At 67.6% G+C, this 17,506-nt stretch carries 15 protein-coding genes; 3 read left to right on the top strand and 12 right to left on the bottom strand.

Features of this window, described 5'->3' with window-relative positions; genetic code table 11:
- Positions 1-12: 12 nt before the first annotated feature.
- The 5 genes from CWC60_RS18975 to CWC60_RS18955 all read right to left on the bottom strand — a co-directional run bounded on the left by CWC60_RS18975 (position 13) and on the right by CWC60_RS18955 (position 6,265).
- Entirely contained in the window at positions 13-1,323 is a 1,311-nt protein-coding gene (locus CWC60_RS18975) for an ABC transporter substrate-binding protein (RefSeq protein WP_109795483.1), read from the bottom strand.
- A gap of 124 nt (positions 1,324-1,447) precedes the next feature.
- Positions 1,448-2,512 (bottom strand): branched-chain amino acid ABC transporter permease, encoded by a 1,065-nt coding sequence (locus CWC60_RS18970; protein ID WP_109795482.1) that lies wholly within the window; start codon positions 2,510-2,512, stop codon positions 1,448-1,450.
- A 3-nt stretch (positions 2,513-2,515) separates the two neighbouring features.
- Positions 2,516-3,433 (bottom strand): branched-chain amino acid ABC transporter permease, encoded by a 918-nt coding sequence (locus CWC60_RS18965; protein WP_206420042.1) that lies wholly within the window; start codon positions 3,431-3,433, stop codon positions 2,516-2,518.
- A gap of 7 nt (positions 3,434-3,440) precedes the next feature.
- Positions 3,441-4,262 carry an ABC transporter ATP-binding protein gene (locus CWC60_RS18960; protein WP_109795481.1) on the bottom strand — a complete coding sequence of 274 codons (822 nt, stop codon included), beginning with the start codon at positions 4,260-4,262 and terminating at the stop codon, positions 3,441-3,443.
- 11 nt (positions 4,263-4,273) lie between these two features.
- Entirely contained in the window at positions 4,274-6,265 is a 1,992-nt protein-coding gene (locus CWC60_RS18955; protein ID WP_109795480.1) for an AMP-dependent synthetase/ligase, read from the bottom strand.
- A 212-nt stretch (positions 6,266-6,477) separates the two neighbouring features.
- Here CWC60_RS18955 and CWC60_RS18950 point away from each other — a divergent pair, with 212 nt between their 5' ends.
- The gene (locus CWC60_RS18950) at positions 6,478-8,010 is read left to right on the top strand and encodes a GH3 family acyl-acid amido synthetase (protein WP_109795554.1); all 1,533 of its coding nucleotides are present in this window, start codon (positions 6,478-6,480) and stop codon (positions 8,008-8,010) included.
- On the opposite strand, the gene cobS is transcribed toward CWC60_RS18950, so the two are convergent.
- The 3 genes from cobS to cobT are packed head-to-tail and all read right to left on the bottom strand — an operon-like array spanning position 7,987 to position 10,337.
- Positions 7,987-8,760: an adenosylcobinamide-GDP ribazoletransferase gene (gene cobS / locus CWC60_RS18945; protein ID WP_206420041.1), complete on the bottom strand. Its 774-nt coding sequence runs from the start codon at positions 8,758-8,760 to the stop codon at positions 7,987-7,989. The two genes, CWC60_RS18950 and cobS, sit on opposite strands and share 24 nt — an antisense overlap.
- Positions 8,757-9,311, bottom strand: a complete 555-nt coding sequence (cobU, locus tag CWC60_RS18940) for a bifunctional adenosylcobinamide kinase/adenosylcobinamide-phosphate guanylyltransferase (RefSeq protein ID WP_109795479.1) — start codon at positions 9,309-9,311, stop codon at positions 8,757-8,759. Before cobU ends, cobS begins: the two co-directional genes overlap by 4 nt.
- Positions 9,312-9,314: 3 nt before the next feature.
- Positions 9,315-10,337 carry a nicotinate-nucleotide--dimethylbenzimidazole phosphoribosyltransferase gene (gene cobT, locus CWC60_RS18935; protein WP_109795552.1) on the bottom strand — a complete coding sequence of 341 codons (1,023 nt, stop codon included), beginning with the start codon at positions 10,335-10,337 and terminating at the stop codon, positions 9,315-9,317.
- A 114-nt stretch (positions 10,338-10,451) separates the two neighbouring features.
- On the opposite strand from cobT, the gene CWC60_RS18930 reads away from it, so the two are divergent.
- Positions 10,452-11,009 (top strand): phosphoribosyltransferase, encoded by a 558-nt coding sequence (locus CWC60_RS18930; protein WP_109795478.1) that lies wholly within the window; start codon positions 10,452-10,454, stop codon positions 11,007-11,009.
- Between the two features lie 6 nt (positions 11,010-11,015).
- Here CWC60_RS18930 and CWC60_RS18925 read toward each other — a convergent pair whose 3' ends face one another.
- Both CWC60_RS18925 and CWC60_RS18920 read right to left on the bottom strand, forming a co-directional pair.
- Positions 11,016-11,954 (bottom strand): SAM-dependent methyltransferase, encoded by a 939-nt coding sequence (locus CWC60_RS18925; RefSeq protein WP_125182824.1) that lies wholly within the window; start codon positions 11,952-11,954, stop codon positions 11,016-11,018.
- Between the two features lie 145 nt (positions 11,955-12,099).
- Complete coding sequence (locus CWC60_RS18920; protein WP_164516635.1) at positions 12,100-13,245, bottom strand: acyl-CoA dehydrogenase family protein; 1,146 nt, start codon at positions 13,243-13,245, stop codon at positions 12,100-12,102.
- Between the two features lie 166 nt (positions 13,246-13,411).
- Between CWC60_RS18920 and CWC60_RS18915 the strand changes: the two genes are divergently transcribed.
- Positions 13,412-14,245, top strand: coding sequence for a phytanoyl-CoA dioxygenase family protein (locus CWC60_RS18915; protein WP_109795475.1), 834 nt, complete (start codon positions 13,412-13,414; stop codon positions 14,243-14,245).
- A 9-nt stretch (positions 14,246-14,254) separates the two neighbouring features.
- Here CWC60_RS18915 and CWC60_RS18910 read toward each other — a convergent pair whose 3' ends face one another.
- The gene (locus CWC60_RS18910) at positions 14,255-14,668 is read right to left on the bottom strand and encodes a tellurite resistance TerB family protein (RefSeq protein ID WP_109795474.1); all 414 of its coding nucleotides are present in this window, start codon (positions 14,666-14,668) and stop codon (positions 14,255-14,257) included.
- 15 nt (positions 14,669-14,683) lie between these two features.
- The gene (locus tag CWC60_RS18905; RefSeq protein WP_206420039.1) at positions 14,684-17,428 is read right to left on the bottom strand and encodes an ATP-dependent DNA helicase; all 2,745 of its coding nucleotides are present in this window, start codon (positions 17,426-17,428) and stop codon (positions 14,684-14,686) included.
- Positions 17,429-17,506: the final 78 nt, after the last annotated feature.

Genomic DNA, 17,506 nt, shown 5'->3' with positions numbered 1-17,506 from the left:
GGATCGCGAGGATCAGGCGCCGCAGTCGCGGGGCGTGATGCCCTTCTCCGCCGCATAGGCGGCGGCCGACTTCTCCACCATCGGACGCACGATCGACTGGTCGGTCTCGATCCAGTCCGAGGCGGACGTCCACGCGCCGTTGTTCCACTGCAGGAAGCGCACCGGCGCGCCGCCCTCATGGTCCTGGCAGGTCATGGCGAACTCGGGCAGCAGGCCGACGGCGCCCAGCTTCTCCAGCCGGGCCTTGTCGAAGGTGAGCTGCTCCAGCGCGGCCTGTACCTCTGGGCCCGTCACCGGCCGGTTCTCGCCCACCATCTTCATGGCGTCGCGGATCGCCTCCGTGCCGACCATGGCCATGGCGAAGGCGCGGTTGACGTAGATCGTGCCCAGGCGGTCCTGATCGACCGAGCCCTTACCCTTGCTGTAGAGGTGCTCCATCATCCACTGGATCACCGGATAGTCAGTGCCCGCGCCGTGGTAGCCGGCGGCGTAGTAGCCCTCGGCCGCATCACCGGCGGGACGGGTATCCTCCTCGGAACCCGACCACCACACGCCGACGATCTTGTTCGCCGGGAAACGCACGCGCGCAGCTTCCTTCAGCGAGGTCGGGTTCATCACGCCCCAGCCGCGCAGGATCACGTAGTCCGGCCGGTACTGCCGGGCGATCTGCAGCCAGATGGCCTTCTGGTCCAGCCCCGGATGGGCAACGGGAAAGTTGCGGAACTCGAAGCCGTACTTCTTCGCCTGCTCCTCCAGGACCGGGATGGTCTCCTTGCCGTAGGCCGAGTCGTGATGGACGTTGGCGATCTTCAGGCCCTTGAGCTTCTCCATCCCGCCCTCGAGCGAGCCGATGAACTTGATCTTCGCCGTCGACTGACTCCAGTAGTTGGTCAGAGCCGGAAACAGATAGGGGAAGACCCGGCCATCAGAGGCGTCCGTGCGGCCATAGCCGATGGTGATGATCGGGATCTTGTCGGCTTCGGCGCGCTCGAACACCGCGTAGGTGCCGCCCGTCGAGAACGGATGGTAGAATGGCGAACCGGTCGGCCCGTTGTTCTTCATCTTCTCGTAGCATTCCACGATGCGGTCGGTCTTGTAGGCCGTCTCGCACTTCTCGTAGGTCAGCTTGACGCCGTTGATGCCGCCGTCGCGGATGTTGAGGAACTCGTAGTAGTCGGCCATGCCGTCGCCGAAGGCCGAACCGCCGGCGGCGTAGGGCCCCGTCCAGTAGGCCGCTACCGGTATGAACTGTTCGGCCGCTTGCGCCGAGCCCGCCAGCATGGCGGCGGCGGTCACGCCGATCGCAACTTTGCGGAATTGCATCGTTGTCTCCCTGTATGTCGCGCTCCGTGTTCGGAGCCTGATTATTGTCGCCGGTAAGGATACCATGCGGAACCTGGCTCCGCCAGCCGATCGCCGTCCTCCGGCAGGGGCAGCGCCGACCGTTTCAGTACGGGAACGGCCAGAGTCTGAGCTTTTCCTTCGCCAGTTCCCAGATGCGGGCGAGGCCGAACGGCTCCACGATCAGGAAGAAGACGATCATGCCGCCGAAGACCACCAGTTCCAGGCTCGCCAGCGTATCCGTGGCGACGGCGCCGCCGAACAGGCCGGCGACGTTGGTGATCACGATCGGCAGGATCACGAAGAAGCCGGCGCCCAGATAGGAGCCGACGATGGAGCCCAGACCGCCGATGATGACCATGAACAGCACGTCGAAGGCGCGGAAGATGTCGAAGGCCTGCGCCTCGACCGAACCGAGGAAGACGAAGGCCCAGAGCGCGCCGGCAAGGCCGCAGTAGAACGACGAGATGGCGAAGGCCAGCAGCTTGGTCTTCAGGATCGGGATGCCGATCACCTCGGCCGCCACGTCCATGTCGCGGATCGCCATCCACGACCGGCCCAGCGCCGATCTGACCAGATTCTTGGCGATCACCGTCATGACGACAAGGAAGCCGAGACAGAGCAGGTATCGCTCCCAGGCCGCGTCGATGACATAGCCGAATGTCTCCAGCGGCGGCGAGGAGATGACGCCGGAGCTGGCGTAATTCGAGAACCAGCCGAAATGGGTCAGCGTCCATTCGATGAAGAAATGCGCCGCCAGCGTCGTCACGGCCAGGTAGAAGCCCTTGATCCTGAGACTTGGCAGGCCGAAGGCGATGCCGACCACCGCGGCCACGACAGCCGCAAGCACGAAGACGATGCCGAAGTGCATCCACGGAAAGGACGTCGCGATCTTGTAGGCGGCGAAGGCGCCCACGGCCATGAACCCGGCGGTGCCCAGCGAGATCAGCCCCGTATAGCCCACCAGGATGTTCAGCCCGATCGTCGCCAGGGCGAAGATCAGGAACGGGATCAGGATGGAGCGCAGCAGGTATTCGCCGGCGATGGCGGGCACCACGACCGCGGCGAACAGCGTCACCGCGAGGACGAACAGGCGCTCCTCGCGCAGGACCAGATGCGCCTCGTCCTCGCGGTAGCTCGACTTGAACTGGCCGGCTTCTCTGAAGATCATGGTTCAGACCCGCTCGATGATCTTCTCGCCGAACAGGCCCTGGGGCCGGAACAGCAGGAATACGGTGGCCAGCACGAAGGGGAACCAGTTTTCGGTTCCGCCGCCGAAATAGCTGCCGATGAACACTTCGAAGAACTTCTCGCCGGCGCCGATGATCAGACCGCCGACGACCGCCCCGGTGATGGAATCGAAGCCGCCGATGATCAGCACCGGCAGCGCCTTGAGCGCCAGCAGCGCCAGGCTGAACTGCACGCCGGTCTTGGCGCCCCACATCATGCCCGCGACCAGCGCGATGATGCCCGCGGCGCCCCAGGTGATGGCCCAGATGGTCTGCAGCGGAATACCCACCGACAGCGCCGCCTGATGATCGTCGGCGACCGCGCGCAGGGCCCGGCCGTATTTCGTCCGGTTGAAGAAGATCGTCAGGATCACGACCATGGCCGCGGCGATGCAGGCGGCGACGATCTCCTGGCGGGAGAGGAACATGCCCGTGTGCTCGATGAAGAACTCGACCGGCGTGTCCTCGATGCGGATGTCGAGGGCGTAGACGTCGGAGCCCCAGGTGACCTGGGCGATACCCTCGACGAGGAAGTTGAGGCCGATCGTGGCCATGAACAGGATGATCAGCGGCTGGTTCACCAGCGGCCTGAGCACCACGCGCTCGATGGCGATGGCCAGCACCAGCATGATGATGAGCGTGAGCACCAGCGCCAGCCAGAAGTTCACCCCCATTTCGAGCAGACCGACGAAGCTCAGCGCCGCGAAGAAGACGAAGGCGCCCTGCGCGAAGTTGAAGATGCCCGAGGCCTTGAAGATCAGCACGAAGCCCAGCGCCACCAGGGCGTACATCATCCCCGTGAGGAGACCGCTGACGATCACCTCCACCAGGAACATCGGCTGTTCCGGAATGATTTCCAGCATGTCCGCGCTACCCCTCTACGCCGTCCTGGTGCGAGACGCCCAGATAGGCCTCGATGACCTTCGGATCCCTCTTGACCTCGTCCGGCGTGCCGTCGGCGATCTTGCGCCCGTACTCCAGCACCGCGACACGGTCGGAAATATCCATCACGACGCCCATGTCATGCTCGATCAGAATGATCGTGGTGCCGAACTCCTCGTTCACATCGAGGATGAAGCGGCACATGTCCTCCTTCTCCTCCATGTTCATGCCGGCCATGGGCTCGTCCAGCAGCAGCAGGTCCGGTTCGGCAGCCAGTGCGCGGCCCAGTTCGACCCGCTTCTGCAGGCCGTATGGCAGCCGCCCGACAGGAGTCTTGCGAATCGCCTCGATCTCCAGGAAGTCGATGATCTCCTCGACCTTGCGGCGATGCGCCAGTTCCTCCCTGAGCGCCGGCCCCCAGCGCAACGCCTGCAGCAGCCAGTGCGACTTCATCATCAGGTTGCGGCCGGTCATGATGTTGTCGAGCGTCGACATGCCCCGGAACAGGGCAACGTTCTGGAAGGTTCGCGCGATGCCGCCGGCGGCGGCCTCATGGGGTTTCATCTGCCGGCGCTTCTCGCCGCGGAAGGTGATCGTCCCCTCCTGCGGATGGTAGACGCCGTTGATGCAGTTCAGCATCGACGTCTTGCCGGCGCCGTTGGGACCGATGATGGCGAAGACCTCGCCCTCGTTCACTTCCAGGCTGACGCCGACGATCGCCTTGACGGCGCCGAAGCTGAGCGAGACGTCCTGGACCGAGAGAAGCTCCGGCCCGAAGGTCCGGGCGGGAAGCTGTTCCGCTGTGCTCATGATCCCTTCCCTCAGCCGGCCTTGCGCAGCGGCTCGGCCGGCGTCGCCTGCGGCGACTGGCGCAGCGGCTCGAACGTCCGGGCGTCGCGCACCTTCACATTGGCCCTGAGCGAGCCCTTGCGCCCGTCCTCATAGGTGACCTGGCTCTCGATGGAGGCTTCCTCGGCGCCGGAGAACAGCGCCTCGATCAACGGTTCGTAGCGTTCCGCGACGATGCGGCGGCGGACCTTGCGCGTGCGGGTCAGTTCGCCGTCATCGGCGTCGAGTTCCTTGTGCAGCAACAGGAAGCGCCGGATCTGGGAACTCGCCAGTTCCGAATCCCGGGCCAGGTCGGCGTTGACCTTCTCGACGCAGCCGGCAATCAGGTCGGAAACCGCGGCGCGGCCGGCCAGATCGGCATAGGAAGCGAAGGAGATGCTGTTCTTCTCCGCCCAGCTGCCTACCGCCTCCTGATCGATGACGATGAACGCGGTCACGAAATCGCGGCCATCGCCGTGGCACACCGCCTCGCGGATGGCGGGGAAGAACTTCAGCTTGTTCTCCAGGAACTGCGGCGCGAACAGCGTGCCGTCGTTCAGCTTGCCCACGTCCCTGGCGCGGTCGATCACCTTCAGATGCCCGTCGTCGGTGAAGATACCGGCGTCGCCGGTGTGGATCCAGCCTTCGACCAGCGTTTCCTGCGTCGCCTCATCGTTCTTGTAGTAGGCTGTGAACACACCCGGCGTGCGTACCAGTATCTCGCCGTCGTCGGCGATGCGTATCTCGCAGCCCGGCGCCGGCGGTCCCACGGTGTCGGGACGGACGTCGCCATTGCGCTGGATGCAGGCGTAGGCGCAGCTCTCGGTCTGACCGTAGAGCTGTTTCAGGTTGAAGCCGATGCCGCGGTAGAAGTTGAAGATGTCGGGCCCCATCGGCGCGCCGCCCGTATAGGCCAGTCGCACCCGGGAGAAGCCCAGATTGTCCTTCAGCGGTCCGTAGACCAGAACACGGCCGATGGCGTAGAGTAGCCGATCGATCGGATTCACCTTCCGCCCCTCCAGGATATCGATACCGCAGCGGCGGGCAACGCCGATGAAGAACTCGTACATTCGGCGCTTGATGGCGCCGGCGTCGTCCATGCGGATGGTGATGTTGGTAAGCAGGTTCTCGAAGATCGCCGGCGGCGCGAAGAAATAGGTCGGCCCCAGTTCCCGGATGTCATTGAGCAGCGTCTCTGCGCTTTCGGGACAACTTACGGGAAACCCGCCGATGACGCCCTGGGCGAAGAAGAAATGATCGCCCACCCAGGCCATGGGCAGGTAGCAGATGATCTCGTCGTGCTCGTTCAGTTCCTCGAACTCGATCACCGCCCGGGCCGCTGTGATGATCGAATGATGGGTGTGCATGACGCCCTTGGGGTTGCCTGTCGTGCCGGAGGTGTAGGCGATCAGGCTGACGTCGCCGGGCTCGCCCTTCGCCACCTCGGCCTCGTAAAGGTCGGGCTTGTCGGCCTGCAGCCGGCGGCCCATCTCCTGCACATGCTCGAAGGAATGCAGGAACGGCATGTCGTAGTTCCGCATGCCCCTCTGGAAGAAGCAGACCACCGTCTCGATGGACGGGCAGGCATCCTTGATCTCGAGGATCTTGTCGACCTGTTCCTGGTTTTCCGCGACGACGAACCGGACTTCACCGTGGTCGAGGACGAACCGGGCCTCTTCGGCGCCCGAATCCTGGTAGATGGGCACGGCGATGCCGCCCATGGCCTCGACGGCGAGGAAGACCCAGTAGAGCTGCGGCCGGTTGTCGCCGACGATGGAAACCTTGTCTCCGCGCTGCAGGCCGAGGGCCTTGAACCCCAGAGCGAGAGCGCGGATGCCCTCCTCGGTTTCCTTCCATCGATAGCTCTGCCAGATGCCATAGTCCTTCTCGCGGAAGGCGACCCGGTCCGGCCATTGACGTGCGTTTCGCAAGACGAGCTTCGGCAGCGTGTCGCCACGCGCGATGCTCGCGCTGACATCGGTCATGCGCTCGCGACCTCCCAATCGCAGCGGCGGAACCCCTGTCGTTCCGCCTTGTTCGTGACCCGGCCGGATGTTCTGTTTCGCTTCCGTGACGGACCGTTCCGTGATTAAGGCGCGCCCGAAACGATCGGTCAAGCAAAGGCTCGGGACGTGTTCTCCGGATGCCGGCGCGACCGACGCCGGAACCCGTCGGGACTGAACCGGAGGAAGACGCCATGCTGGACGCCACCCCTCTCATGAAGATCTACGCCCGCTGGCGGATCGCCCGGCTGAAGCGGCGCAGCCCGCGTGAGGCGCAGGAGCGGGAGTTGATGAAACTGCTCCACTGGGCGAAGGACACGCGTTTCGGCAAGGCCCACGATTTCGCGGAGATCCGCACGGTCGAGGACTTCCAGGCCGCCGTGCCCATCGCCAGCTACGAGGACTACTGGCGAGACTGGTGGCGCGAATCGTTTCCCGTCCACGACAACATCACCAGCCCTGGTCGGACGCCTCACTTCGCCGTCACTTCAGGCACGACCTCGGGCAAGACCAAGTACATCCCGGTGACCCGCGAAATGATCGCCTCCAACAAGAAGGCAGCCGTCGACGTCGTGGTTCACCACCTGGCGAACCATCCCGACAGCCGCCCGCTTGCCGGCAAGACCTTCATGATGGGCGGATCCACCGACCTGGTCGAACAGGCGCCCGGCGTCGACAGCGGCGACCTCAGCGGCATCGCAGTCACCACCCAGAGCGCCTGGACGAAGCCCTTCGCCTATCCGCCGACCGACGTCGCGCTGTGGGAGGACTGGGAGAAGAAACTGGACCGCTTCGCCCGCGACGCCTTCGAGGAAAAGATCACCATCTGGACCGGCACGCCGAGCTGGATGCTGATTCTGATCGACAGGATGCGGGAGATCGCGGAGGGACGGCCGCTGTTCCCGAACCTGGAACTGCTGGTCCATGGCGGCGTCTCTTGGGAGCTCTACCGGGAGCGGTTCGCGCCCTTCCTGGCCGAGACCGGCGCCAAGACGCGGGAAGTCTATCCGGCCTCGGAAGGCTTCATCGCGGTCGCCGACAGGGCCTATGAAGACGGTCTGCGACTGATCGCGGACAACGGCATCTTCTTCGAGTTCGTGCCGCTCGAGGAACTCGATTCGGACAATCCGACCCGGCACTGGGTCGGCAATCTGGAAACGGGACAGGACTACGCCGTGGTGCTGTCGTCGAATGCCGGCCTCTATGCCTACATGGTCGGCGACACGGTCCGCTTCGTCGACCGCGACGGTCCGAGGCTGAAGATCACCGGGCGGACCTCGTACATGCTCTCGGCCTTCGGCGAGCACCTGATCGGCAGCGAGATCGAGACCGCCGTGCACGACGCCGCCGGCGACCAGGGTGTCCAGGTGGCCGAGTTCACCGTCGGTCCGGTGCTGCACGCCGAACGGGGCGGCCGCGGCGGCCACATCTATCTGATCGAGACCGAGGGCGGGAGCGCCGATGCCGACCGTCTCGCCAAGCGTATCGACGAGCGGCTTTCGGAGGTCAACGACGACTACGCGGCCCACCGCGCCGAGGGTACGGGCATGGAGCCGCCGCGCGTGGTGCTGGTCGGCGAAGGCGGCTTCGAGCGCTGGATGGCTTCCCAGGGCAAGTCCGGCGGCCAACACAAGGTGCCGCGCGTGATCGCCGACGCCGACCGGTTCCGCGCCATGCTGGGGGATTTCGGTGTCGACCCGGAGTCAGGCGAGCAGCAGGGCCAGTAGTATCAGCACTGCCGTCTCGCTCAGCACGCAGGCCGCGCCCAGCACGTCGCCGGTATAGCCCCCGAAACGCCGCGCCGCCCTGCGCCCCACCGCTTCCGCCACGGTCAGCGCCAGAACCGGCGCCAGCACCAGTCCCGCAATGCCGAACGGCGCCACCACGGCGGCGGCCACTAGCGCCAACAGTGCGAGTCCGCCGGCGGCGGCAACCGCGCCTTCGCCCGGCTCACCTGCGGCCCTGCCCGCGCCGTCCGTCCGCGCCGGGGCGCCGGTCAGCATCAGCCAGGCCATGGCCGCCCGCGACAGGGTGGCCGCGGCGAGCAATGCCGCCAGCGCCTCGCCGCCCGAGAGGCCGGAAAGCGCCGCGACACGCGCGGCCAGCAGCAGGATCAGGGCGATGACGCCATAGACGCCGACATGGCTGTCGCGCATCGCCGCAAGCCGGGCGGTCCGCCCGCCCCGCGCCCCAAGTCCGTCGAAGAAGTCGGCCACGCCATCCTCGTGCAGGGCGCCCGTGACAACCACCATCGCCGCGACCGCGAGGACCGCCGCCAGCAGACCCGGCCCGCCGAAGCAGTGGGCCACCACGAAAGCGGCGGCGCCTGCGGCAGCGACAACGACGCCGGCCAGCGGAAAGGCCCAGACCGCCTCCGCCAGCGTCCGCTCTCCGCCCCCGCGAGCGGGAAACCGTACCGGCAGCCGGGTCAGCCAGGCGAGGGCCAGCGCCATTTCAACCTGCCGACGCCGGTTCATGACCGCTTCATCACCAGCGGCAGGCCGGCGGTCACGAACAGCACGCAATCCGCCGTCGCGGCGACCTCCCGGTTCAATGCGCCCTGGGCGTCGCGGAAAGCGCGGCCCAGCCGGTTGTCGGGCACCAGCCCCAGTCCGACCTCGTTCGAGACCACCACGGTGGGACCGGAGCGGACAGCGAGAGCCGCGATCAACGCAGCCCGGTCGGCGGCGAGATCGGCCTCCGCCAGCAGGCGGTTGCTCAGCCAGAGTGTCAGGCAGTCGACCAGCATGGGCGTCTCGGCGTCTTCCCGGATCGCGGCAGGAAGCTCATGCGGTGCTTCGATCGTGCGCCAGTTCCGGCCCCGCTCCGCCTGGTGGCGGGCGATGCGTTCGGCCATTTCGTCGTCCAGCGCCTCGGCTGTGGCGACGTAGACCGGGGTCGCGGTCCCTGCCGCGGCCCGGATCAACCTCTCGCCCCAGTGGCTCTTGCCCGAGCGCGCGCCTCCAAGCACCAGGGTCAGCGCCGGCGCGGCCGCTCCCTCTCCCAGCGCTTCGGCCCAGGGATCCATGGCTCAGACGTCGCCCTTGCGTCCCGCGACGGCGGCCTCGGCGAAGGTCGCCATGCCGTTGTGACAGGCCAGCGCGGCGCGCACGAGGCCCAGCGCGGTCGCAGCGCCCGAGCCCTCCCCCAGCCGCATGCCGAGATCGAGCAACGGATCGAGCCCCAGCCCCTCAAGCACCCGCCTATGCCCTGGCTCCGCCGAACGGTGCGCGGCCAGGGCATGATCCAGCGCCGAACGATCCAGCCGGTAAAGCGGCGCCACGGACGCGCAGACAATATAGCCGTCCAGCAGCACGGGCACGCCATGGCGGCGGGCGGCCAGGCAGGCGCCCATGATGGCGGCCATTTCCCGACCGCCCACGCGGCGGAGCGCCTCCAGCGGATCGCCAAGGGCATCGCCATGGAACGCCAGCGCGCTATCCACCACCTCGGCCTTGCGCGCCAGCCCTGTCTCATCGAGCCCCGCCCCGCGGCCCGCCCAGTCGGCACCGGTGCCGCCGAACAATGCGGCGGCGACCGCGGCCGCAGCGGTCGTGTTGCCGATGCCCATATCGCCAAAGATCAGGATGTCCTCGCTGCCACCAACCGCGTTCACGCCCTTGCGCACCGCCTCAAGGAAGCCTTCCTCGGTCATCGCCGGCTCACTCGCCAGATCGCCGGTCGGCTCGTCGACGCCGCAATCGATCGCCTCCAGTCGCGCGCCGAACGCCTCGGCCAGCTGGCAGATCGCGGCGAAACCCGCGCGGAAGCCGCCCAGCATCTGGGCATTGACCTCGTCGGGGAACGGGGAGACGCCGTTGCGGGTGACGCCGTGGCTGCCGGCGAAGACGATGATGCGGGCGTTGTCGAGGCGCGGCCGGAGGGTGCGCTGCCAGCGCGCCATGTGCACGGCGATGTCCTCCAGCCGGCCCAGCGAACCCTCGGGCTTGACCAGTTCGGCCTGACGCGCGCGCGCGGCGTCGGCTGACGCCACGTCGCCGCCGGCAAAATCGGTGCAGGCCGCCCGAAGGGCCTCCATGGAAGACAGATCGATCATGACGCTCCCGTTCGTTCCTGAATCCGCCGTGCCCGCGCCCGGCCGAGGCGGCTTGGAATCGCGGTGGCGGCGCGATATGGCATGGAGCCGTTTCGCACAACCGGAGCCGACATGGAAAAGATTTATGTGACCGCCGACGAGCTGTTGCGCGATTCCTTCGAGCTCGGGCTCAGGGTCTACGAGAGCGGCTTCCGCCCCTCCTTCATCGTCGGCGTCTGGCGCGGCGGCGCGCCCATCGGCATCGCGGTGCAGGAGGTACTGGACCACTACGGCGTGCGAAACGACCACATCGCCATCCGCACCGCGTCCTATGTCCGCCCCGGCGAACAGGCGAACACGGTGCGCGTCTTCGGCCTCAACTACATCATCGACAACATCGACGCCGACGACCAGTTGCTGATCGTCGATGACACTTTCGATTCGGGGCGCAGCATCGATGCCGTGATCACGGAAATCGAACGCAAGTGCCGGCGCAACACGCCCACCGAAATCCGCGTCGCTACCGTCTTCTTCAAGCCGGCGCTGAACCGCACCAGCCGCGAGCCCGACTATTTCATCCACCAGACGGACAGGTGGATTGTCTTCCCGCACGAGATCCACGGCCTGACGTCCGAGGAAATCGCCCGCCACAAGATCCATCCCGGCATCGACCGGGCCAAGCCGTCCTGACCGGAATCAGACCAGATCTGCGCCCGTATAGGGCTGCAGACCGACGCATTGCACCTTCGCCTCGCCGCTTTCCAGCAGGGTGGCGCGGCGGTTCCAGTATTCCGCCTCCGACACCAGCCAGGGCTGCAGCCTGGGCGCCAGCGGACCCGCGGCCGCCAGAATTTGCCGGGTCTTGGCGAAGGCCTTGCGGATGGCCTCAGTATAGAGGGGGGTGATGTCTTCGAATGTCGGCGCGTCGAAGCCGATGTCGTCGGCCATGTCGCGGAAGCGTTGCGGGCTGACCAGATGCATGGGCTGCCGCTCCAGCGCCGACCACACAGCCACCTCGGGGCACTCGGGATCGTCACCCGTGAGAAACAGATCGCTGAAATAGATCTTTCCGTCCGGCTTCAGGACGTGGAACAGATGCCGCAAGACCCGGTGCTTGCGCCGGACGTGGGTAAAGGGTTCCTTGCCGATGATGGCGTCGGCAAAGCCCCTCTTGAGGCCCGTGTCATGATAGTCACGCCGGTCCGCCTTGACGCGGGAGCCCCTGGAACCGAGCCAGCCCTGCGCCAGATCGGCATGCTCGACCTCGTCGTTGTAGGCGAAAATCGCGGCTTCGCAGTCGCCGGTCAGTCGATGGCCCAGACCGCCCATGCCTGCGGCCAGTTCCACCACGCGCGATTCCTCGTTGAGTTGCAGAGGGCCGGCGAGCCGCTCGTAGACAGCGTCGGCGGCGGGACTGATCATGCCGGGACCGAAGAGACCCTCCAGCAGGACGATGCGTTCCTCCGGCCACGGCCCCTTGTCGGATTGGCACTCCGCATCAAGTGCGCCGGATTGTGACGCGCGCCGGGACGGCGCAGACGGTCGTGCGTCCTCGTCACCGCCCCACCAGGAGTTGAGGCGCTGCCACAGGCCGCCATTGCGTGTCGTCCCGCCCTGTTCGTACTGGGTGCTCAAACGATGAATCCTGCCCGGTCACGGGTTTTTCGAACCACCACTCATAACAGCCGCGCCCTAAGGCTTGGTAAACGCGGCGGCGGCTATCCAGACGGCCCCGATGACCCGCAATGCGGGATTCCGCGCTCGCTTCGGGCGGATCCGATCAACTGCCAAGCAAGGCGCGGGCGAGAACCACGTTCTGGATCTCCGTCGCGCCGTCGATGTACTGGCCGATCTTTGCCGATGCGAGGTGCCGGGCGGCGGGCTCCTCCAGCCGGAGGCCGTTGGCGCCCATCACCTGCATGCAGTCCGCGATCCGATGCAGCGCGGCGCGGGTCGCAAATTTCTTGGCGTGGGCGGCCGCGCGGGTGGCGTCCCGGCCGGCATCGACCAGCGCCGCGGCGCGGTAGGTCAGCAGCCGGCTCGCCTCCAGGTCCGTCTCGACATCCGCGAGCATCCACTGCACGCCCTGGAAGTCGGCGATCCGCCGGCCGAATGCCTGGCGTTCCTTCACATAGGAGACCGCCCGATCCAGCGATGCGCGCATCATGCCGACCGACATTCCACCGACGAAGATACGGGCCGCGTCGATGCCCGACATGGCCGCGCGGAAGGCCCGCTCCTGCGGCAGCAGGACGTCCGCTTCGGTCAGGCGGACGCCGTCGAAGCGGAATCCGCCGGCGCCGAGCGCATGGCCGCCGGCAAGGTCATAGGGTCCGACCCGGCTGACGCCCGGCCGTCCGGCCTCGACCAGAAAGCACATCACCCCCCGCCAGCCCTGCTCGGGGTCGGCCTGCGCATAGACCGACAGGACGTCGGCGTGGGCGGCGCTGGATATCCAGGCCTTCTCGCCCTCGAGACGCCAGCCGCCGTCATCGGCGACGGCGCGGCAGGCCACCGCCGTGGCGTCGGAGCCCATGCCGGGTTCGGTCAGGAGGAAGGTGCCGATGCGCCGGCAGGCCAGCATGTCGGGCAGCAGGGCGCGGCGCTGCGCCTCGCTGCCATTGCGGGCGATATTGCCCATCAGGTTGTCATGGACGATCAGACCGAAGGCGAACGGCATGCAGGCCGCGGCCAGTTCCTCGAAGACCCGGCAGGCGCCGGTCAGACTGAGTCCGTGCCCGCCCTCCGATTCCGGCACCAGCAGCCCGGTCAGGCCGGCGTCGGCGGCCCGGCGCTGGGTTTCGGCGGGATAGACCCGGTCCTTCTCCCAGCGCGCGGCGTGAGGCGCCACCTCTTCGGCGGCGAAACGGCGCGCCGTCTCGGCGATCGCGGCTTCACGCTTCGTAAGCTCCGGCTCGAAGGCCATGTTCCCCTCCCCTGTCGATGACTTTGCCGAGCATAGCCCCGGCGCCGGCAACGCGAAATCGATCAGCCCGGCGCAGGAGCGATGACAGCACGGCGTCAATCCGGTTACAGTTCGGCGTCGGAAACACCGGGGAGGCGTCCGGTCCGCAGCCGCGCGCCCGTTCACCATGCCGAGAACGCTCAGTTCGGCCCAGGTCGAAGCCTTCGATCGCGACGGATATCTGTTTCCGTTCAGGGCCTTCGCGCCCGAAACGGCTGCATCCTATCGCGCCAGGCTGGAAGCGTTCGAGGCCGCCGAAGGCGGTCCCATCCGATCCAACATGCGCCACAAGGTGCATCTGCTCTTCACCTGGGCCAACGAGATCGTGCGTCATCCGCGTATCCTCGACGCGGTGGAGGATATCATCGGAGCGAACATCCTCTGCTGGTCGACCAATTTCTTCATCAAGGAGGCGCGCGATCCCGGCTTCGTCTCCTGGCATCAGGATTCGACCTACTGGGGGCTGGAACCGCCGGAGGTCGTCACCGCCTGGGTGGCGCTGTCGGACGCGCCGCTGGAAGCCGGCCCGATGAAGTTCCTGACCGGGTCGCACCATCTGGACCAGTTCGCCCATCACGACACCTTCCACGAGCACAACCTGCTGAGCCGCGGCCAGGTGATCGACATGGCGGTCGAGGAGGAACGGGCGGTCGATGCGCCGCTGAAGGCAGGCGAGTTCTCGCTCCACCACATCCGCCTGGTGCATGGTTCGGAACCCAACCGCACCGGCGACCGGCGGATCGGTCTCGCCATCCGCTACATCCCGCCCCACGTCCGGCCGGTGAAGGCCGCGAACTCGGCCATGCTGGTGCGCGGGGTCGACGCCTGCGGCCATTTCGAGATGGAACCGGACCCGGCGAACGATCTCGATCCGGCCGCGCTGGCCGCCCACGAGGATGCCATGAAACGCCAGCTCGGGGCGCTTTACGAGGGCACAGGCGTCACCGTCGCCCGGGACTGAAGGCCGGAGTCAGATCGCCATCATGCGGGCGCGGGAGCCACGCTCGATCGCCGCTGCCGGCAGACGGCCGACGCCCAGCGACTGGCGGATGATCATCAGCACCTGCAGTTCCGGCTGGCTGGCCTCGCCGTCCGCGGCGGCGACGTCGCAGGCCAGCGCGTAGGCGGTCTCGGCCAGGCGCGGCGGCAGGGCGTCGGCGACGTCACGCATCAGTTCCTCCAGCCCCTCCTCCTTTTCCAGATAACCGAGGCAGGATTCGGAGTCGGCGGAAAGATCGTCGAGATCGTAACCCCGGAAGGCGGGCAGGATGCGGATCATCTCGCTCATCAGGATGATCTCCTGCTCGGCCAGTTCCTTGTCGGCGCACGCGGTCAGCACCATGACGTGCACCAGCGCGCTGTGCGGGCTCATTTTCAAGGCCATCGGTTTTTCCTCATTTCACGCGGATTTGCCGGACGCCTCGGGGACGCCGAAGAAGGTTCTAACACCCTCGACGGCTTCGGCAATGCCCACCCGGCGGATTTCGACCTCGGGCGGAAAGGCGTCGCAGAGCCGGCTCGGCAGCATCGGATCCAGCATCACGAAGACGCCACGGTCGCCGGCGCGGCGGAGCAGACGGCCATAGGCCTGCTTCAGGCGGAGCCTGACCAGCATGTCGTCATAGCGCCGGGCGCCGAAGGCCTTGCGCCGGGCCTTGTGCAGGATGTCCGGCCTGGGCCAGGGCACGCGATCGAAGACGATCAGCCGCAGCGACTCGCCCGGCACGTCGACGCCATCGCGCACCGCGTCGGTTCCCAGCAGGCAGGAATCGGTCTCGGCGCGGAAGATGTCGACCAGCGTCGAGGTGTCCATCGGGTCGACATGCTGCGCATAGAGCGGCAGGCCTGCGTTCTCCAGCGGCTCCAGCAGACGTTCGTGGACATTGCGCAGCCGCCGGATGGCCGTGAACAGTCCGAGTCCCCCGCCGCCCGAAGCGAAGAACAGCTCGCGATAAGCCGCGGCGATCTCGTCGGGCCGGTCGCGGCGCACGTCGCCGACGACGAAGATCCGGGTGTTCTCGCCATAGTCGAAGGGCGAAGGCACACTGAGGCGGACAGCCGGCGCGACCATATGCGCGAGGCCGGTCCGGGCCTCGGCGGTGCTCCAGTCGTCCCCGTCGCCCGAACGGTCGCGCAGGCTGGCCGACGTGATGACCGCCCCGTGGGCCGGCTTCAGCACGGTCTCGGCGAAGGGCCCGGTCGGATCGACAACATGGCGGTGGAAACCGACGTCGACCTCCCGCCCGGCGATGCGCCGCACCGAGAACCAGTCGACGAAGCCTTCCGCCGGCGGGCCGCCCACGCCGCCCAGCATCGACATCCACGCCCCCAGCACCGCCTCGCAGCGGTACTCGATGCCGTTGATCGCCGCTTCAAGCCTGACCCGCTCGCCCGTCGGCAACTCGTCGGTCTCCTCGTCCAGCCGGGCCGCCAGCGCCGACTTGAGCCCGACCAGGGGCTTGCGGATCTCGTCCAGCGCCTGCACAAGCGTCTGCGCCGCTTCCGGCAGGCCGGGCACGGGGGGAGCGGTCTCGCATTCCAGGCCGTAGGGGTTGTCCGGCCCGGCGCTGCGCGCCATCACCTGCTGGCGCAGCCGGGTCAGGAACGCCTCCGTCGGACCGGCCGGGTTCTCGCCCTTCAGCCGCGTCAGCCAGTCGAAACCCGGCAGGACCCGGGCGGCGTGGGTCACCCGGTCCAGCGCCGCGGTCGCATCGTCGTCGCCAACGATCAGGTCGGCGATGCGGCGGGTCAGGCCCCGCGCCCGGCCGCGCGCGCCATCCTCGGCGCCCCGGATCCAGCGCCGGAGTTCGGCGGCCTCCAGCCCCGACAGTTCGGCCGAGAAGGCGCTATCGGCGGCGTCGAGCAGGTGGTGGCCCTCGTCGAAGACATAGCGCCGGGCCACGCTCTCCTCGGCCCGGAGCTGGACTGCGCGCGCCAGCACCAGGGCGTGGTTGGCGACGACGATCTCGGCGCGTTCGGATTTCTTTCGCGCCACCTCGATGAAGCATTTCCGGTAATGCTCGCAGGCGGAGAACACACACTCCCCGCGCCGGTCGGCGAGGCCGGTGGTGCGTTCGGAGCCGAACAGCAGCGTCAGCCAGGACGGGAAGTCGCCGCCGGCCAGGTCGCCGTCGCGGGTCGCCTCGATCCAGCGCGCGACCAGGGCGAGCGGCACGATGTCCGCACGCCGCGCCGCGCCGCCCTGCACCGCCTCCATGAAGTTCAGCAGGCAGAGATAGTTCTCGCGCCCCTTGCGGATCACCGCCCGCTCGGCCTTCAGCTTCGGGTCCGGGTAGAGGCGGTCCAGTTCCTGATCGAGCTGGCGCTGCAGGTTCCTGGTGTAGGTGGAGATCCACACCGCGCCGCCGTTCTTCTCCGCCCAGACAGAGGCCGGCGCGACATAGCCCAGCGTCTTGCCCGTGCCGGTCCCCGCCTCGGCCAGCACGATACGCGGCTCGTCGACATGATCCCGGGGCCGGAAGGCGTGCGCCGCGCCCTCGGCGTAGCGGCGCTGGGCCTCGCGCTCTTCCGCGCCTGTCCCCAGCATGGCGCGCAGACGATCCGCCGCCTCCACCGGTTCGACAGCGGCGGAACCGGGCGGCGGCGGCGGGGCCATGTCCGGGAACTCCGGCACCCGCGTCCAGGCGTCGAGGCCGCGAAAGCGCGATTTCGAGCCCCCCTCGCCCAGCGCCTTCAGCACCGGCGCCGCCCAGGGCCAGCCGCCATCGGCCATCGCCTGGGCCAGCGAGGCCGCGCGCGTCCGCGCTTCGCCGCCGAGCTCAGAGAGTTCGGCCAGCAGCACTTCGGCGATTTCCGGCAGGCGCGCCGGATCCGGGGGTTTGCCGGCCGGCGCAAGGCCGACGGCGCGGGCCAGGCCGTCCAGGGTCGGCAGACAGAAGCGCGCTGGCCTGACGAAGGCGAACAGTTCCAGCAGATCGTGCGCGGCGAAGCGCCGGATACCCAGCCGCCGCGCCACCGTCGGCATGCAGACCACCAGCGGCAGATCGCGCGCGATGCGGCGTCCGGCGGCATCCGCGTCGAGATCCTCGATCTCGCCGTCGGCGGTCATCAGCACCCCGCCGCGGCCCGCCATCGCAAAGGCGGGCACGCTGGGCAGAGCGATTTCGGGCGCACGCGAATCCATCGCCCGGACTATAGCGATCCCGAAGCCGTTCCGCGCCGCCCGATCCGCTTTCCCTTTGCGTCATCCGGCGCAACTGAC

Source organism: Minwuia thermotolerans, assembly GCF_002924445.1.
Taxonomy (GTDB): domain Bacteria; phylum Pseudomonadota; class Alphaproteobacteria; order Minwuiales; family Minwuiaceae; genus Minwuia; species Minwuia thermotolerans.
Note: the sequence above shows the minus strand (reverse complement) of the source record. Positions and strands in the feature narration are given on the sequence as shown.

Excerpts from the sequence above, each read along its gene's own strand:
- CWC60_RS18975 (WP_109795483.1), bottom strand. The coding sequence starts at position 1,323 with ATGCAATTCCGCAAAGTTGCGATCGGCGTGACCGCCGCCGCCATGCTG.
- CWC60_RS18970 (WP_109795482.1), bottom strand. The coding sequence starts at position 2,512 with ATGATCTTCAGAGAAGCCGGCCAGTTCAAGTCGAGCTACCGCGAGGAC.
- CWC60_RS18965 (WP_206420042.1), bottom strand. The coding sequence starts at position 3,433 with ATGCTGGAAATCATTCCGGAACAGCCGATGTTCCTGGTGGAGGTGATC.
- CWC60_RS18960 (WP_109795481.1), bottom strand. The coding sequence starts at position 4,262 with ATGAGCACAGCGGAACAGCTTCCCGCCCGGACCTTCGGGCCGGAGCTT.
- CWC60_RS18955 (WP_109795480.1), bottom strand. The coding sequence starts at position 6,265 with ATGACCGATGTCAGCGCGAGCATCGCGCGTGGCGACACGCTGCCGAAG.
- CWC60_RS18950 (WP_109795554.1), top strand. The coding sequence starts at position 6,478 with ATGCTGGACGCCACCCCTCTCATGAAGATCTACGCCCGCTGGCGGATC.
- cobS (WP_206420041.1), bottom strand. The coding sequence starts at position 8,760 with ATGAACCGGCGTCGGCAGGTTGAAATGGCGCTGGCCCTCGCCTGGCTG.
- cobU (WP_109795479.1), bottom strand. The coding sequence starts at position 9,311 with ATGGATCCCTGGGCCGAAGCGCTGGGAGAGGGAGCGGCCGCGCCGGCG.
- CWC60_RS18930 (WP_109795478.1), top strand. The coding sequence starts at position 10,452 with ATGGAAAAGATTTATGTGACCGCCGACGAGCTGTTGCGCGATTCCTTC.
- CWC60_RS18920 (WP_164516635.1), bottom strand. The coding sequence starts at position 13,245 with ATGGCCTTCGAGCCGGAGCTTACGAAGCGTGAAGCCGCGATCGCCGAG.
- CWC60_RS18915 (WP_109795475.1), top strand. The coding sequence starts at position 13,412 with ATGCCGAGAACGCTCAGTTCGGCCCAGGTCGAAGCCTTCGATCGCGAC.
- CWC60_RS18910 (WP_109795474.1), bottom strand. The coding sequence starts at position 14,668 with ATGGCCTTGAAAATGAGCCCGCACAGCGCGCTGGTGCACGTCATGGTG.
- CWC60_RS18905 (WP_206420039.1), bottom strand. The coding sequence starts at position 17,428 with ATGGATTCGCGTGCGCCCGAAATCGCTCTGCCCAGCGTGCCCGCCTTT.